Origin of the sequence: Cellulomonas sp. NS3 (genome assembly GCF_024757985.1) — a bacterium.
Lineage (GTDB): Bacteria > Actinomycetota > Actinomycetes > Actinomycetales > Cellulomonadaceae > Cellulomonas_A.
On sequence record NZ_CP103289.1, the window covers coordinates 2,114,853 to 2,130,791 of the forward strand.

The 15,939-nt window shown below is 77.1% G+C and carries 14 protein-coding genes; 5 read left to right on the forward strand and 9 right to left on the reverse strand.

The genetic code is table 11. From position 1 onward, the window contains the following. Positions 1–58: 58 nt before the first annotated feature. Together NXY84_RS09690 and NXY84_RS09695 are read right to left on the reverse strand one after the other, a co-directional pair. A complete protein-coding gene (locus NXY84_RS09690) occupies positions 59–712 on the reverse strand; it encodes a response regulator (protein WP_258726869.1) in 654 nt (217 codons plus the stop codon). Beyond that, a complete protein-coding gene (locus NXY84_RS09695; protein WP_258726870.1) occupies positions 709–1,833 on the reverse strand; it encodes a sensor histidine kinase in 1,125 nt (374 codons plus the stop codon). Before NXY84_RS09695 ends, NXY84_RS09690 begins: the two co-directional genes overlap by 4 nt. A gap of 143 nt (positions 1,834–1,976) precedes the next feature. Here NXY84_RS09695 and NXY84_RS09700 point away from each other — a divergent pair, with 143 nt between their 5' ends. Beyond that, positions 1,977–4,022: a serine hydrolase domain-containing protein gene (locus NXY84_RS09700; RefSeq protein ID WP_258726871.1), complete on the forward strand. Its 2,046-nt coding sequence runs from the start codon at positions 1,977–1,979 to the stop codon at positions 4,020–4,022. A gap of 66 nt (positions 4,023–4,088) precedes the next feature. Here NXY84_RS09700 and NXY84_RS09705 read toward each other — a convergent pair whose 3' ends face one another. The 5 genes from NXY84_RS09705 to NXY84_RS09725 all read right to left on the reverse strand — a co-directional run bounded on the left by NXY84_RS09705 (position 4,089) and on the right by NXY84_RS09725 (position 7,907). Next, the gene (locus NXY84_RS09705; protein WP_258726872.1) at positions 4,089–5,375 is read right to left on the reverse strand and encodes an RNA polymerase sigma factor; all 1,287 of its coding nucleotides are present in this window, start codon (positions 5,373–5,375) and stop codon (positions 4,089–4,091) included. A 10-nt stretch (positions 5,376–5,385) separates the two neighbouring features. Then, complete coding sequence (locus NXY84_RS09710; RefSeq protein WP_258726873.1) at positions 5,386–5,775, reverse strand: YciI family protein; 390 nt, start codon at positions 5,773–5,775, stop codon at positions 5,386–5,388. Between the two features lie 88 nt (positions 5,776–5,863). Then, a complete protein-coding gene (locus NXY84_RS09715; RefSeq protein WP_258726874.1) occupies positions 5,864–6,532 on the reverse strand; it encodes a DUF998 domain-containing protein in 669 nt (222 codons plus the stop codon). Between the two features lie 179 nt (positions 6,533–6,711). Next, complete coding sequence (locus NXY84_RS09720; protein WP_258726875.1) at positions 6,712–7,206, reverse strand: hypothetical protein; 495 nt, start codon at positions 7,204–7,206, stop codon at positions 6,712–6,714. Positions 7,207–7,367: 161 nt separating this feature from the next. Next, positions 7,368–7,907, reverse strand: a complete 540-nt coding sequence (locus NXY84_RS09725) for a YbhB/YbcL family Raf kinase inhibitor-like protein (protein ID WP_258726876.1) — start codon at positions 7,905–7,907, stop codon at positions 7,368–7,370. A gap of 590 nt (positions 7,908–8,497) precedes the next feature. On the opposite strand from NXY84_RS09725, the gene NXY84_RS09730 reads away from it, so the two are divergent. Genes NXY84_RS09730 through NXY84_RS09740 form a run of 3 tightly spaced genes read left to right on the forward strand, consistent with a single transcriptional unit; the run spans position 8,498 to position 14,520 of the window. After that, on the forward strand, positions 8,498–9,304 hold the full coding sequence (locus NXY84_RS09730) for a hypothetical protein (RefSeq protein WP_258726877.1): 807 nt from the start codon (positions 8,498–8,500) through the stop codon (positions 9,302–9,304). Then, positions 9,301–10,920 (forward strand): DNA polymerase Y family protein, encoded by a 1,620-nt coding sequence (locus NXY84_RS09735; RefSeq protein ID WP_258726878.1) that lies wholly within the window; start codon positions 9,301–9,303, stop codon positions 10,918–10,920. The genes NXY84_RS09730 and NXY84_RS09735 overlap by 4 nt, the downstream gene beginning before the upstream one ends. A 54-nt stretch (positions 10,921–10,974) precedes the next feature. Continuing rightward, entirely contained in the window at positions 10,975–14,520 is a 3,546-nt protein-coding gene (locus tag NXY84_RS09740) for an error-prone DNA polymerase (RefSeq protein WP_258726879.1), read from the forward strand. Here NXY84_RS09740 and NXY84_RS09745 read toward each other — a convergent pair. Further along, complete coding sequence (locus tag NXY84_RS09745) at positions 14,517–14,720, reverse strand: hypothetical protein (RefSeq protein ID WP_258726880.1); 204 nt, start codon at positions 14,718–14,720, stop codon at positions 14,517–14,519. The two genes, NXY84_RS09740 and NXY84_RS09745, sit on opposite strands and share 4 nt — an antisense overlap. 121 nt (positions 14,721–14,841) lie before the next feature. Between NXY84_RS09745 and NXY84_RS09750 the strand changes: the two genes are divergently transcribed. Beyond that, a complete protein-coding gene (locus NXY84_RS09750; protein WP_258726881.1) occupies positions 14,842–15,768 on the forward strand; it encodes a dihydrodipicolinate synthase family protein in 927 nt (308 codons plus the stop codon). 6 nt (positions 15,769–15,774) lie between these two features. Here NXY84_RS09750 and NXY84_RS09755 read toward each other — a convergent pair whose 3' ends face one another. After that, positions 15,775–15,909, reverse strand: a complete 135-nt coding sequence (locus NXY84_RS09755) for a hypothetical protein (protein WP_258726882.1) — start codon at positions 15,907–15,909, stop codon at positions 15,775–15,777. Between the last annotated feature and the right edge of the window lie 30 nt (positions 15,910–15,939).

Here is a 15,939-nt window from a genome sequence, read left to right on the forward strand (position 1 = left end):
CGTCAGGGTAACGACCGGCCAGGGGAGGGGCGGCGGGAACGGGCGGGCGGGCACCCTCTCAGTCCACGAGCCCCGCACGGAACGCGGTGATCGCGATCTGCACGCGGTTCGTGACGCCGAGCTTGTCGAACAGGTGCGTCACGTGGCTCTTCACGGTGGCCTCGGTGACGTGCAGCAGCACCGCGACCTCGGCGTTCGAGCGGCCGCGGCCGATCTCGACGACGACCTCCCGCTCGCGCGCCGTCAGCACCTCGAGCGCCGTGAGGGCGTCCCGCCGGCGGCCGGTGCGCTCCTGCGTCACGACGCGCTCGACGACCCGGCGCGTCACCGCGGGCGAGAGCACCGCGTCCCCGGCGGCCGCGCGGCGGACCGCGTCGATGAGGTCGCGCGGGGGAGTGTCCTTGAGCAGGAAGCCCGCGGCGCCGGCCTCGAGCGCGCGGAAGACGTCCTCGTCGGTGTCGAACGTCGTGAGCACCACCACGGCCGGCGGGTCGGGCGTCGCGTGCAGCGCCACGGTCGCGGCCAGCCCGTCGAGCCGCGGCATGCGCAGGTCCATCAGGACGACGTCGGGCCGGCCGCGGCGTACCGCGTCGAGCGCGGCCTGCCCGTCGGGTGCCTCGCCGACCACCGTCAGGTCGCCGGCCGTCTCGAGGATGAGGCGCAGGCCCGCGCGCACGAGCTGCTCGTCGTCGACGAGCAGGACCGCGGTCACCGCCCGGCCTCGGTGGGCTCGTCCCCGCACGGCACGACGGCGTGCACGCGCCACCCGCCGTCCGGCGCACGACCCGCGGCGAACGTGCCACCGGCGAGCCGGACGCGCTCCGCGAGCCCGACGAGCCCCGAGCCCGACCCCGGCAGGTCGAGGCCCACCGGCACGCCGGCCGGGTTGGTCACTGTCACGGTCGCCTCGCCGGGCGAGCGGCGCACGCGCACGGCGACCGGTGCGCCGGGCGCGTGCCGGCGCGCGTTGGTGAGCGCCTCCTGCACGACGCGGTGCACGACGGCGGCCGTCCGGGCCGGCAGGTCGCCGGGGTCGAGGTCGAGCTCGACCCGCTCACCGGCGCGCTCGGCGGCCGCGACGAGCCCGGCGAGGTCGACCGGACCGACCGGGCCGCCCGGGCCCGCGGGCGGCTCGTCCGGCCCGCGCAGCACACCCAGCACGTCCCGCAGCTCCTGCAGGGCCTCCCGGGCCGTCCCGCGGATCAGCGCGGCCGCGTCGCGCACCCGCGCGTCCTCGGCGCCCGGGCCGACCTCGAGCGCGCCCGCGTGCAGCGCGACGAGCGTGACCTTGTGCGCGAGCACGTCGTGCATCTCGCGGGCGATGCGGGCGCGCTCGGCGGCACGTGCCTGCTCGTCGCGCAGCCCGCGCTCGACCTCGGCCTGCCTCGTCTCCGCCTCGCGTGCCGCGCGCAGCTCCCGCCGCGTCGCCGCGTGCACGCCCGCGCCCACCAGGGTGGCCGTCACGAGGGCGGCCCAGACCGCGTCCTGCGCGTCGAGCCGCCCCTCGTCGAGCCGCCACCAGCCGGCCAGGCCCGACCAGCCGGCGGCCGCCACGACCGGGAGAGCGCGGCGCGGGGCGCGCGCGCCACCCGACCACAGCCCGACGGCCAGGGGCAGGGGGTTGCCCGAGAGCGCGTACGCCGCGGCGCCCACCACGGCCGCCGTGACGGGGCGGACCCGGCGCACGAGGAGCGCGACGCTGCCGAGCGCCCCGGCCGCGCCGATCACGACCGCGGGCACGGCGGACCAACCGCCGCGCGCCGCCATCGCGGTCAGGAGGAGCGACGCGACCACGAGCGCGGTGTCGAGGGTGCGGTCCCGGGACGGTGGCATGACCCCGAGCGTAGGGACGTGGGCCCGGCGGGCGGACCGTCCGGACGTCGCGTCCCGGACGGCGCACCGTGCGACTTTCGTCGGGTCGCGGGCCCGTCGCCGCTCCGATGCGGGGCCCGCGGGCCGGTCAGCACGCTGACGGCATGCGACCTCGCCCTGTGACCCTCGTCCTCGCCGCCGCCGCGGCGCTCGTGCTCGCACCCGCCGCGGCGACCTCCGCCGCACCGACCACCGCAGCGCCACCGACCGCTGCAGCACCGACCTCCGCCGCACCGACCACCACCGCAGCGCCACCGACCGCTGCAGCACCGACCTCCGCCGCACCGACCACCACCGCCGGGACCCGCACGGACTGCACGCCGGTCACCCCCGACGCGGCCCGTGCGGCGTTCGAGGTCCTGCCGGACCTGCTCGAGCGCGACGGGGTGCCCGGCGCCGTCCTGACCGTCGTCGCGGACGGGGCGGTCGTGCACGCGGCGGGGTACGGGGTCGCCGACCTCGCGACCGGCACGCCGTTCGACCCGGACCGCTCGCTCGTGCGCATCGCGTCGGTCACGAAGCTCCTGACCGCGACCGCGGTCATGCAGCAGGTCGAGGCGGGCCGCCTCGACCTCGACGCCGACGTCAACCGGTACCTCACGACGTTCCGTTTCCCGCCGACGTTCCCGCATCCCGTGACGGTCCGTGACCTGCTCGACCACACCGCCGGCTTCGAGGAGCGCGGCGTCGGGATCGGTGCGCGCGACGCCGCCGACGTGCCCCCGCTCGCGCAGACGCTCGCGCGCGACATGCCCGCCCGCATCTACCCGCCGGGGGAGGTCGCCGCCTACTCGAACTACGGTGCCGCGCTCGCGGGCCACCTCGTCGAGCAGGTGTCCGGCGAGCCGTACGCGCCGTACTTGCAGCGCCACGTCCTGGACCCGCTCGGCATGACGCGCACGACCGCCGTCGAGCCCGTCCCCGCGGCGCTCGCCCCGGACCTGGCCCGCAGCTACGACTCCGACGCCGAGCCGCCCGCGCCCGAGCCGTTCACCTTCGACCGCCTCGTCCCCGACGGGTCCGTGAGCGCGACCGCGACCGACATGGCGCGGTTCGCGCTCGCGCACCTCGGCTCCGGGCCCCGGGTGCTCGACCCGGCGACGTCCGCGCGGATGCACACGCGGTCGTTCACGGCGGACCCCCGGCTCCCCGGCTCCGCGCACGGCTTCCACGAGCGCGCGCTGCACGGCCGGCGCGCGCTCGTGCACGACGGCAGCTGGGAGGGGTTCCAGTCGGCGCTCGTGCTCGTGCCGGAGTGCGGGGTCGGGATGTTCGTCTCGGTCAACGCCACCGCGGGGGCCGTAACCCTCGGGGAGGTCGTCGACCGGTTCGCCGGGCTGGTCGCACCCGCGCCCCGCGGCGGACGCGACGGGATCGACCCCGTCGTCGCGCCCGGACCCGGCGCAGAGGACGGCGCCGCGGCGGCCACCCGCGGCGCGGACCTCGCGGACGGCCCGCGCGAGGGCTTCTACACCCCGACCCGGCACAACGAGTCGACCGTCGAACGGCTGCTCGTGCTGCTCGACCAGACCCGCCTGCGCACCGCGGCCGGCGGCGGGCTGCAGTTCGCCGGGACCACGTGGGCGCCGCAGGGCGACGGCCTGTACCGGTCACCCGACGGAGGGGCTCTCGTGGGGCTCGACGGCACGGGCGGGCGGCACTACGTGGCTACGGACGGCCCCGACTGGGTGCTGCTCCCTGCCGCCGACTCCGCGCCCGTCAACCTCGCGGTCGTGGCCGCGTCGCTGCTGACGTCGGCGACGGCGCTCGTCGCCGCCGGGATCGGTGCGCGGCGGCGGGCGCGGCGGCGCCGCCCGGCGGACGTCTCCCGGCGGTGGCGTGCCGCACGCGTCCTCACGTGCGGCGCGAGCCTCGGGGGGACGGCGGTGCTGGTCGTGCTCGGGGTGGTGGTGGCCGGCGACACGAGCGACTTCCTCTACGGCGTCCCGACCGGCTTCCGGGTGCTGCTGGGCGGCGGCGTCGCCGTGCTGGCGGCGGCGTTCGCGGGTGCCGGGCTCACCGTCACCGCCTGGCGGGGCTCCGGTGCCGGGCTTGCGGCGCGGGGCCACCAGGTCGTGCTCCTCGGCGGTCTCGGCGCGCTCGCGTGGTTCCTCGCGCGCTGGAACCTGATCGGCTGGCAGCTCGGCTGACCCGACCGCCGCGCCGGGTCCACGGCTCGGGGCCGGTCGCGCGGACCGCGTCGCACAGCCCCCGCGTCACGCACCAGGGGGTGGCGCTGCACCCTCCGCCGTGCGCGCTCGCCGCTCGAACAGCTCGCGCTCCCGGGCGTTGCGGGTCAGGTCGGCGGCCCGGCGGAACTCCACCCCGGCCTCGGCGCCGCGACCGAGAGCCGCCAGGAGCTCGCCCCGCACGGCCGACAGGTGCGGGTAGCCGGCGAGCTGCCCGGCGGCCACGAGCGCGTCCACGAGCGCGAGCCCGGCCCCGGGTCCGCGCGCCCGACCGACGGCGACGGCCCGGTTGAGCTCGACGACGGGCGACGGCGCGACGTGCACGAGCACCTGGTAGAGCGCGGCGATGCGGGGCCAGTCCGTGGCACCGGGTGACGGCGAGCGCGCGTGCTCCGCGGCGATCGCCGCCTGCAGCGCGTACGGCCCGAGCTCCCCGCCGAGCGCGCGCGCCCGGTCCAGGGCCGCGAGCCCCCGGCGCACGAGCAGGCGGTCCCAGCGGCGCCGGTCCTGGTCGTCGAGCAGGACCGCGGAGCCGTCGGGCGCCGTGCGCGCCGGAAGTCGGGAGGCCTGGAGCTCCAGGAGCGCGAGCAGCCCGTGGACCTCGGGCTCGCGGGGGAGCAGCGCCGCGAGAAGCCGGCCGAGCCGCTGCGCCTCGGCGCACAGGTCGCCGCGCGTCCACGCCGCCCCGGCGGTCGCCGCGTACCCCTCGTTGAACACGAGGTAGACGACCTCGAGCACGGCGCCCAGACGTGCGGGAAGCTCGGCGGCACCGGGCAGCTCGAACGGCACCCCGGCGGTGGCGAGCGTGCGCTTCGCGCGCGAGACCCGCTGGCCGACGGTGGTCTCGGGGACGAGGAACGCACGCGCGATCTCCGCGGTCGTCAGCCCCCCGACGAGGCGCAGCGTCAGCGCGACGCGCGACTCGCGCGTGAGTGCCGGGTGACACGTGAGGAAGACGAGCCGCAGGACGTCGTCCTCGACCCCGTCGTCCGGTCGGTCGGCGGGGTCCTCGACGCGTGTCGCGCCGTCCGTCCGGGCGACCTGCGCGAGCTTGCGCGCGTACGTCGAGCGTCGCCGCAGCGCGTCGACCGCGCGGTGCTTCGCGGTTGCCATGAGCCACGGTCCGGGGTGGGCGGGGATCCCGGACCGCGGCCACTGCTCGAGCGCGACGACCATGACGTCCTGCGCGAGGTCCTCCGCGAGCCCGACGTCGCGCGTGAGGCGGGTCAGCGACGCGACGAGCCGCGTCCACTCGATGCGCCACACGGCCTCGACCGTCGCGCGCGTCGCCCGCAGGGCCTCGGGGTCCGTCATCGCGGCGTGCTCAGCGGTGCTGCGGGCCCGCGGCGTCGACCTGGCCCGACGGCATCGTGAAGAAGGGCAGGACCTGCGCCTCACCCTCCCACCCGGCCCACAGGTCGCGGTGCAGGCGCAGGAACCGGGACGTCCACTCGATCGCCTCCTCGCGGCTCGCGACGTCGTAGACGGCGTAGCTGATGATCTCCTTGGTCTCCGTGAACGGGCCGTCCGTCACGTGGACGTCACCGGCGGCGAGCCGTACGAGCGCCGCACCGGCGGGCTGGAGCCCGGCGGTGTCGAGCAGCGCGCCGGCGGTCGTGGCGTCCGCGCCGAGCTGCATGATCGCCTCCATGAGGTCGGGCGGAGGCGGGGTCGAGGGCACGGACGTGGGGCTGAGCAGAACGAGGTAGCGCACGGTCGTCTCCTTCGCGGTCGGTTCTGCGGTCGGTCGAGCGGGTGGCCGGAGCGGACGTCCGGGGCGTCCGGGAGGCGGGTGTGCGGGGTCAGCGGTCCGCGCGGCGCAGCGACGCGGCGAGCGCCGTCATCCACGCGAACACGACCACGACCCCGGCGACGAAGGCAAGGACCGTCGGCCGACTCCCCGCGCCCGAGGCGATCCCGACGAACGCGCCGAGGAACACGACGCCGACCACGGCCGACACCACCGACCACGCACGGCGACCCTCAGCGGCGAATCGGCGGGCCAGCACGAGGCACGCGGCCGTCAGGCACACGAAACCCACTGCGCCCGCGGCGAGGTGCACCGTCCCGTGCCAGCTGACGACGACCTCTCCCGGGGTCGTCCCGGCGGGGAAGCCCGGTACGGGGTCGGCCCGGAACACCCCGGCGGCGACCATCCCCGCGCCGTGGACGCCGACGAGCCGCGGTGCCCACACCGCCCCGCGGCCCTGACCGAGCGCGCGGCGCAGCCCTGCGGCGAACGCGATCACGAGCGTCCCCGTGACGACGAGGTTGGTGACCTGGAGCCAGCCGACGTCACCGTTGGCGAGCGCGCTCCAGGGGTGGCGGGACAGGTCGAAACCGGGGCGCGTGAGGGCCTGCGCGAGCGAGGTGCCGACGTAGAGCGGGCCGGCGACGACGCCCGCGGTCAGCAGTGCGCGCGTCCGGCGCGCGCCGTCCTCGCGGGTCGTGGGGTCGGTGGTCGTGGACATCGCGTCCTCCCGGGGGCAGGGACCGTCCTGGTCGGACCGTCCGTCACCCCTCTCCTCGAACGGCCGGGCCTGTTCTCGACATCGCGACCCGAGCTCGTTGCCGCCGTGGACGAGGACGGCCGCCGCGCACAGATCTCCTCCACTTGCGTACGACCTCGCCCACGTCATCGGCATCCAGCTCAGATCGGCTCGATGCGGGTCTCCAGGTCCCTGCCCACCCGCAGGTCGGGCTCCTCGTCCGCCCACGCGAGCGCCGACTGCGGCGGTGCGAGCCCGTCGTGGCCGGCCATGCCGCTGACGGCGTCGAACTCCTCCATGAGCTCGTCGAGCAGGTGGACGGCCTCGTCCCAGGCCTCCCGGGACTGGTCGCGGTCGTCGATCCCGAGGCCGAGCACGAGGTCGGACTCCTCGGTGAGGGTGATGATCGCTTCGTCGCGCGCGGCGCCCCGCAGGTAGACCGAGAACGCGTTCACAGCCTCGGGCTGGCGTGGCGAGTTCTCCAGCTCGGCCTCGTCTCTCTCCGCGGGTTCCAGGTCGACGTAGGTGCGGGTCAGAGCGGAGAGCGGCCGCTGGTGCACCGGCTGCTCCGTCGCGACGTAGCGATCGATGAACCGGCGGAGGACGCCGGGGATGTCCGAGCCCGGGACCCACACGTACGCGAGGAACGACGTCACGGGGTCACGCTAGCGAGAGCGCCGACGCCGACGTCGCAGCACCCGGGTGTACTTGAACGAACGTTCCGGCTGTCGCAGGAGCGGGGGATGCCGCGGGAGTCGGCGAGGCAGGTGTGGACGGACAAGCTCGCGTCGGTGCGGACGAATCGCCGGGCCGGGGCTCAGCGCCGGCAGGTCGCGACGAGCACGGCGCGCGCGAGCGTGTGGAACACGACCATCGCACCGACCGCGCCGGGCATCGCGTCGGGGCCCACGCCGAGGCTCTCGACGTCGAGCGCGTGCACGACGTGGAAGTACCGGTGCACCTGGTCGCCGGGCGGCGGCGCGGCGCCGACGTACCCGGGGACGCCGTCGTCCCCGCGCAGCGCGAACGCGGGTGCCGGGAGCAGGCCGGCGTCCGCGGCGCCGGCTCCGCGTGCGAGCGACGTCGTGGAGGCCGGCAGGTCGACCACGGTCCAGTGCCACCAGCCCGCCGGGCCGGGGGCGTCGGGGTCGAACACGCTCACGACGAACGACTTCGTCGCCTCCGGGAACCCGGACCACGCGAGGTGCGGCGAGATGTTCCCGTGCGGCGGGGCCGCATGCTCGTCGGGCAGCGGGTCGCCGTGCGCCAGGTCGTCGCTGCGCAGCTCGAACGAGGGCACGGGCGGCAGCAGCGCGTACGGGTCGGGGGCGACGGGACGGGTCAGCGAGGCGGCCACGTGATGCTCCTGGGGGCGTCGGGACGGTGCTCGGACCCGTCTCATGATGCCGACCTCGACGCAAGATCGCCGTCCGGGTGAGGTTTGTCCGTCTCCCGGGGGACCGGATTGACACGCCCGTCGCGCCAGCGTGTACTAGCGGTATCGAACACCTGTTCGAACGTCCTGTGGGTGGCTCGCAGGGCGAGATGGGCCGGCTGTGCCCCAGAGCACCGAGACGGGGAGGGATCGTGCCGGGCGTGGGGACGCGTGAGGAGAAGGCCGCGCTGGCGCGTGCCGTGCTGGCTCACGCCGAGCAGCGCACGGGTGCCCGCAGCGTGGTGCACGGGGTCAGCAGTGCCGGGGCCGGTGCTGCGGGGACGGCCGCCGACGTCGTGCCGCGAGGGGGAGGCGCGACGGGCGGTGCCGACGGTTCCCGCCGGGGTGCAGGTGCACGTGCAGGGCAGGGGGCTGCCGGGTGGGCGGGGGGCAGCGCGACCGGGTGGGGGCCCGGTCGTGGCGGGGGAGTGACGGGGGCACCAGGCCCGGCAGGGGGAACGAGCGCCACGGCGCCGTCCGGGCCCGGTGCCCCCGTCACCCGAGGTGGCGCGGTGCGCGACGACGCGCCGCACGTCGTGCCGCACGCCGTGCCGGACACGCTGCCGCACGCCGTGCCGGACGCCGTGCCCGGCGCGGGCGCCCACGTCCCCGTCGCGCGCCGCACCTCGCTCCTGACGACCGAGCGCCCCGCGCTCCCGGTCCCCGCCGAGCTGACCACGCTGCTGCCCGACGGCCTGCGCCGCGGCGGGACCGTCACGGTGCTCGGCTCGACGTCGCTGCTCCTCGCGCTGCTCGCCTCGGCCTGCGCCGGAGGGGCGTGGGCCGCGCTCGTCGGGCAGCCGACCGCGGGCCTGCTCGCCGCCGCCGAGGCCGGGATCGCGCTCGACCGGCTCGCGGTCGTCCCCGCGCCCGGGCTCGACGCACCCACGGTCGTCGCCGCGCTGCTCGACGGCGTCGACGTCGTCCTCGTGGGCCCCGAGGCCGCGCTCACCGGCGCCGACCGGCGCCGGCTCACCGCCCGGGCGCGCGAGCGCGGGTCGGTGCTGCTCACGAGCGCGCGGTGGCCCGGCGCGAACGTCGTGCTGACCGCCGAGCAGGGCCGGTGGAGCGGGGTCGGGACGGGTGACGGGCGGCTGCGCACGCACGAGCTGCGCGTCGTGCGGACCGGGCGCGGCTCGGCGGCCGTCCCCGCGACCGTCGACCTCGCGCTCCCGCTGGGCCGCCCCGCGCCGGCCCTCGTCGAGCCGCGCGCGAGCGTCACCGCCGCCTCGCTGGCCCCCGCGCCCGTCGTCGCACCGGCGCCCGGGGACGCGGCGGCCGAGGACGCGCCCGCCGCGACGCTGAGGCTCGTCGGATGAGCACCCGCACGACCGTCCTGTGGGTGCCCGACTGGCCCGTGCTCGCCGCGGTCCGGGCCGGTCAGGTCCCGCCGCACCTGCCCGCCGCGGTGCACGACGCCCGCCGGGTCACCGCGGTCTCGGCGCTCGCCCGGTCGCAGGGCGTGCGCCGTGGCATGCGCCGGCGCCAGGCCCAGGGCTGCTGCCCCGAGCTCGTGCTGCTCCCCGTCGACGAGGGGCGCGACGTGCGGCTGTTCGAGCCGGTCGTGGCCGCCGCCGAGACCGTCGTCGCGGGGCTCGAGGTCGCCCGCGCCGGGCTCCTGCTGCTGCCCGCCGGTGGCGCGAGCCGCTACCACGGCTCCGAGGACGTGCTCGCGGAGCGGCTCGTCACGGCCGTCGCCGAGCGCACCGGGCACGAGGCGCACGTGGGCACCGCCGACGGGCTGCTCGCCGCCGTGCTCGCCGCCCGCAGCGCGAGCACCGTCCCGCCCGGCGGGTCGCGCGCGTTCCTCGCGCCGCTCGGCGTCGGGGAGCTCGTGCACGCCGCGGTGCAGGACGGCGCGGCCGAGGAGGTCGCCGCGTTCGTCGACCTGCTGCTGCGGCTCGGCCTGCGCACGCTCGGGGACCTCGCGACGCTGCCGTCGGCGGACGTGCACGCGCGGTTCGGGCGGACCGGGGCCTGGGCGCACACGCTCGCGCGCGGGGCCGACGACCGACCGCCCGCGCGTCGTCGCCCCGAGACCGACCTCGAGGTCGCGTGCGAGCTCGACCCGCCCGCCGAGCGCGTCGACGCCGCGACGTTCGCGGGGCGCCGGCTCGCCGAGGAGCTCCACGCGCTGCTGGTCGAGCACTCCGTGACGTGCGGGCGGCTGCAGATCGTGGCCCGCACCGACGCGGGCGAGGAGCTCGCGCGCACGTGGCGCACCGACCTCGGCGGGCTCGGCGGGCTCACCGCGGCGCGGATCACCGACCGCGTGCGCTGGCAGCTCGAGGGCTGGCTCACGACGGGGGCGCTCGCAGGGCGTCCGGGCCGGCGCGCGCGCGACCTGACCGCGGACGACCCGGCGCCGGCCGCGCTCGTGCACCTGACGATCGCGGCCCAGGACGTCGCCCCCGCGGGCGCCGAGCAGGGCCGGCTGTGGGGCGGGCCGTCCGGCGGCGACCTGCGTGCGCACCGGGCGCTGGACCGCGTGCAGGGGCTCATCGGCGGCGACGGCGTGCTCACGGTGGCCCTCCAGGGCGGGCGCGACCTGCGCGACCAGGTGCACCTGCGCCCGTGGGGCGACCAGACGGCCGCCCCGCGCCCGGCGGACCGCCCGTGGCCCGGGCGGCTGCCCGAGCCCGCGCCCGCGACCGTGCTGACCGAGCCGCAGCCGGTCGACGTGCGTGACGCGGCGGGCACGCGCGTGCGGCTCGACGAGCGCGCGGTCCTCAGCGGGGAGCCCGCGACGGTGCGCTGGCCCGGGGAGGACCCGCGGGCCGTCGCGGGCTGGGCCGGGCCGTGGCCGCTCGCGGACCGGTGGTGGACCGGGGCGGTCCGGGTGCGCTCGCACGTGCAGGCAACGCTCGACGACGGGCGCGCGGTGCTGCTCGCGTGCACGGACGGGGTGTGGACGTGCGAGGCGACGTACGACTGAGCGGCACCGGCAGGGACACGACGCGGAGGGAGACGAGGGGGAGGGGGACGCACGATGACGGGGACGGGACGGTCCGCGCGCTACGCCGAGCTGCACGCGCACTCCGCGTTCAGCTTCCTCGACGGCGCGAGCCAGCCCGAGGAGCTCGCGTACGAGGCTGCCCGCCTCGGCCTGTCGGCGCTCGCGCTGACCGACCACGACGGGCTCTACGGCGTCGTGCGGTTCGCGCAGGCGGCCCGGCTCGTCGGGCTCCCCACGGTGTTCGGCGCCGAGCTGCACCTGCCCGTGCCCGGCGGGACACCCGGGGCGAGCCCCGGCACGACCCCCGGGCGCCCCCGCCCCCGGCCCGGACCCGACGTGCTCGACCCCCCGACCGGCGTGCCCGACCCCCGCGCGACGCACCTGCCCGTGCTGGCGCGCGGCCCCGACGGCTACCGCGCGCTGTCCCGCGCGATCGCGACCGCGCACCTCGCGACCGGGACCAAGGGCGCCGCGCACTACACGCTCGAGGGGCTCGCCGAGGAGGCCGCCGGGCAGTGGCTCGTGCTCACCGGGTGCCGCAAGGGCGCGGTGCGGCGCGCGCTGACCGGGCGCGCGGGTGCCGGGCCCGTGACGCCCGAGGGCTTCGTCGCCGCGCGCGCCGAGGTCGACCGGCTCGTCGCGCTGTTCGGCCACGACAACGTCGCGGTCGAGGTCACCGACACGGGCGACCCGTTCGACTCCGAGCTCGCGGACGCGCTCGCGGCCCTCGCCGCCGCGGGCGACCTGCCGCTCGTCGCGACCGGCAACGTGCACTACGCGACCCCGCGCGACGCCGACCTGGCGGCCGCGCTCGCCGCGGTGCGTGCGCGCTCGTCGATGGAGGACCTCGACGGCTGGCTGCCGGGCGCCCCGACCGCGCACCTGCGCTCGGCGCGCGAGATGCTCATGCGCCACCGCCGCCACCCCGACGCGGTGGCGACCGCGGCGGACCTCGCGCGCGAGTGCGCGTTCGACCTGTCCCTCGTCGCCCCGAACCTGCCGCCGTACCCCGTGCCGGCGGGCCACACCGAGGCGACGTGGCTGCGCGAGCTCGTCCGGCGCGGCGCGCGCGAGCTCTACGGGCCGCCCGGGGCCGAGTCGGTGCCCGGGGCGTACGCGCAGATCGAGCACGAGCTGCGCGTCATCGAGGACCTCGGCTTCCCCGGCTACTTCCTCGTCGTGTACGACCTCGTCGACTTCTGCCGCCGCAACGGGATCCTCGCGCAGGGCCGTGGCTCGGCCGCAAACTCGGCGGTCTGCTACGCGCTGCGCGTCACCGCCGTCGACGCCGTCAAGCACGGGCTGCTGTTCGAGCGCTTCCTGGCCCCCGAGCGCGACGGTCCGCCCGACATCGACGTCGACATCGAGTCGGGCCGCCGCGAGGAGGTCATCCAGTACGTCTACGCCAAGCACGGGCGCACGCACGCCGCGCAGGTCGCCAACGTCATCGGCTACCGCCCGCGCTCGGCGGTGCGCGACGCCGCACGCGCGCTCGGGTACGACGTCGGGCAGCAGGACGCCTGGAGCAAGAGCATCGAGCGGTGGGGGAGCCTGCGCGGACCCGACCGCGGGCTCCCGTGGTGGCAGGGCGCGGCGCCGGTGTCCGCGACGCCCGACCACGGGCCGGCGCCGGTTCCCGGTCAGGCGCCCGGCCAGCGGCCCGGTCAAGCGCACCGGCCCGTCGTCCCCGACCACCGCGTGCACGACACCGACCGCGCCGTCGGGGAGCCCACCAAGGACCGCCACGACGTCGTCCCCGCGCACCTGCCGCCCGCCGCGAGCGACCTCGACGAGATCCCCGAGCACGTCATCGACCTCGCCGAACGGTTCCTGCGCCTGCCGCGCCACCTGGGCATCCACTCGGGCGGCATGGTGATGTGCGACCGGCCGGTCATCGAGGTGTGCCCCGTCGAGTGGGCGCGGATGCCCGGGCGCACGGTGCTGCAGTGGGACAAGGACGACTGCGCCGACGCCGGGCTGGTCAAGTTCGACCTGCTGGGCCTCGGGATGCTGACCGCGCTGCGCATCGGCTTCGACCAGGTGCGCGACCACGAGGGCGTGCACGTCGAGCTCCACGGGCTCCCGCACGAGGACCCCGCGGTGTACGACCTGCTGTGCGCCGCGGACACCGTGGGCGTGTTCCAGGTCGAGTCGCGGGCGCAGATGGGCACCCTGCCGCGCCTCAAGCCCCGGAAGTTCTACGACATCGTCATCGAGGTCGCGCTGATCCGCCCCGGACCCATCCAGGGCGGCTCGGTGCACCCGTACATCAACCGCTACAACGGCCGCGAGAAGGTCACGTACCTGCACCCGCTGCTCGAGAAGTCGCTGTCCAAGACCCTCGGCGTCCCGCTGTTCCAGGAGCAGCTCATGCAGATGGCCATCGACGTCGCCGACTTCACGCCCGCCGAGGCCGACCAGCTGCGCCGCGCGATGGGCTCGAAGCGGTCGATCGAGCGCATGGAGGCGATGCGGGCGCGGCTCATGGCCGGGATGGAGGCCAACGGCATCCCGCCGGGCGTCCGCGAGCAGATCTACGACAAGCTCAAGGCGTTCGCCGACTTCGGCTTCCCCGAGTCGCACTCGTACTCGTTCGCGTTCCTCGTGTACGCGAGCTCGTGGCTCAAGGTGCACCACCCCGCGGCGTTCTACGCGGGGTTGCTGGCTGCGCAGCCGATGGGCTTCTACTCCCCGCAGTCGCTCGTCGCCGACGCGCGCCGGCACGGCGTCGAGGTGCTGCGCCCCGACGTGCAGCACTCGGACGTCCAGGCGTGCGTCGAGCGCACGGCCCCGCCGCCGCCGGGCGGTGAGCCGCCGTTGGTCCCGACGCCGTCGGGCACCGCAGCCGTCGGTGCGCGCACGCCGGCCGGGCGCACGCTCGTGGTGCGGATGGGGCTCGCGTCGGTGCGGGGCGTGGGGGAGGACGTCGCGGAGCGGCTCGTCGCAGAGCGGCGCGCGCACGGGCCGTTCGCGGGCCTGCGCGACCTCGCGCGGCGCGTGCGCCTGACGACCGCGCAGCTCGAGGCGCTCGCGACGGGCGGCGCGCTCGGCAGCCTCGGGGCGACGCGGCGCGAGGCGCTGTGGGCCGCGGGTGCGCTCGCGCAGGAGAGCCCCGACACGCTCCCGGGGGTCTCCGTGGGCGTGAGCGCCCCGACGCTGCCCGGGATGAGCGACGTCGAGCTCGCCGTCGCGGACGTGTGGGCGACCGGGGTCTCGACCGACTCGTTCCCGACGCAGTTCGTGCGCGACGGGCTCGACTCCGCGGGGGTCCTGCGCGTCGAGCAGGCGTTCCGCCACGAGACCGGGCGCCGCGTCGCCGTCGCCGGGGTCATCACGCACCGCCAGCGGCCCGGGACCGCCGGGGGCGTGACGTTCCTGTCGCTCGAGGACGAGACGGGGCTGCTCAACGTCATCTGCTCCGCGGGCCTCTGGCAGCGGTTCCGCAAGGTCGCGCGCACGTCACCGGCGCTCGTCGTGCGCGGCCGGCTCGAGCGGGCCGACGGCGCGACGAACCTCATCGCCGAGCACCTCGCGCCGCTGTCGCTGCGGGTGCGGTCCTCGTCGCGCGACTTCCACTAAGGGCGCGGCGGCGCGTCGCCGGTGCGGGCCGCACGCCGCCGCCCGGAGAACCAGGACACCAGCAGGAGGGCGGGCACCATCACGACGCCGCGCACCAGGCTCCTGTCCGCCTCCCAGCCCAGGCCCCAATACGCCACGGCGGCGATCACCGCTCCGCCGAGGAGGGCGAGCAGCAGCAGCGGTCCATGGCGACGGAGCATGCGGCGATCCTCCCGTGCGACGCCGGTCGGCGCTCGCGGACGCGTCCACGCAGCCGGTCGCGACGACGGTCGGCCCGTATTTCGCTCCGGTGCGCCGGAGCGCCGTGGCTACGCTGCCCGGATGTCGCTCTTCGGCCCGCTCGTCGCCTACGTCCCGACCCCTCGCAGCGCCGACGGTGCGCTCGCCCCCGACGTCCTGGGGCACCTCGTCGACCGTGTCGTGGCGGCGGGTGCGAGCGGGGTGTGCGTGCTCGGCAGCGTCGGGACGTTCGCGTACCTCGACCCTGCGACGCGCCGGGCCGTCGTCGCGGCGGCGGTCGAGGCCACCGCCGGGCGGGTGCCCGTCATGGCCGGCGTCGGCGCCCTCGCGACCCGTGACGTCCGCACGCTCGCGCGCGGCGCGCAGGACGCCGGCGCCGACGCGCTCCTGCTGCCGACGACGTCCTACCTGCCCCTGACCGACGACGAGGTCCTGGGCCTCGTGCGCGACGTGACCGAGGCCGCCGGCCCGCCGGTGTGGATTTACCACAACCCCGTCAACACGCGGTACGACTTCAGCGTCGAGGCGCTCCTGCGGGCCGCCGCGCTGCCGGGCGTGGGTGGGGTCAAGGACCGCGCGCCGGACGCCAACGCCGTGCGTGCGCGAGCGGCCGCCGTCCTCGGCGGTGCCCCCGCCGGCCTCGAGGTCGGCTACAGCGGGGACGTGCTCGGCGCGTACGGGCTGCTCGCGGGCGCCCGGACCTGGCACTCGGCGCTCGCGGGCGTCCTGCCCGGCCCGTACGCCGCCGTCGCGCACCTCGCCGCCCAGGGGGACGAGGAGGGGACGCTGGCGCTGCTCGACCACCTGGCGCCGCTCGTCGACCTCGTCATGGGCTCGGGCGGGCCGCGCGCGATCCACGCCGTGGGCCAGCTGCTCGGCCTGCCGCTCGGCGACGTGCCGGCCCCGCTGCGGATGCCCGGGCCGGACGTGCGTGCGGAGCTCGAGGTTGCGCTCGGGGCCGTGCTCGACCGCTTCGCGGACGTGGGCGCCGCGTCGACGTCCCGCTGAACGGGCTCAGTCGAGCTGGCTGAACGCCCGCGCCAGGAGCCGGAACGGGAACGTCGCGGCCCGCACCAGCAGCCCGAGGACCTCGACGGCCTCGATCGCGTCCGCGACGCCCTTGACGGCGTTCTTCAGGACGTCGCGCACGCGACGTCGACCACGCGTGCGGTGCACGGC

What these genes read in the sequence shown, in the direction of transcription:
- NXY84_RS09695 (WP_258726870.1), bottom strand. Translation starts at nt 1,833, where the DNA reads ATGCCACCGTCCCGGGACCGCACCCTCGACACCGCGCTCGTGGTCGCG.
- NXY84_RS09700 (WP_258726871.1), top strand. Translation starts at nt 1,977, where the DNA reads ATGCGACCTCGCCCTGTGACCCTCGTCCTCGCCGCCGCCGCGGCGCTC.
- NXY84_RS09705 (WP_258726872.1), bottom strand. Translation starts at nt 5,375, where the DNA reads ATGACGGACCCCGAGGCCCTGCGGGCGACGCGCGCGACGGTCGAGGCC.
- NXY84_RS09715 (WP_258726874.1), bottom strand. Translation starts at nt 6,532, where the DNA reads ATGTCCACGACCACCGACCCCACGACCCGCGAGGACGGCGCGCGCCGG.
- NXY84_RS09735 (WP_258726878.1), top strand. Translation starts at nt 9,301, where the DNA reads ATGAGCACCCGCACGACCGTCCTGTGGGTGCCCGACTGGCCCGTGCTC.
- NXY84_RS09740 (WP_258726879.1), top strand. Translation starts at nt 10,975, where the DNA reads ATGACGGGGACGGGACGGTCCGCGCGCTACGCCGAGCTGCACGCGCAC.
- NXY84_RS09745 (WP_258726880.1), bottom strand. Translation starts at nt 14,720, where the DNA reads ATGCTCCGTCGCCATGGACCGCTGCTGCTGCTCGCCCTCCTCGGCGGA.
- NXY84_RS09750 (WP_258726881.1), top strand. Translation starts at nt 14,842, where the DNA reads ATGTCGCTCTTCGGCCCGCTCGTCGCCTACGTCCCGACCCCTCGCAGC.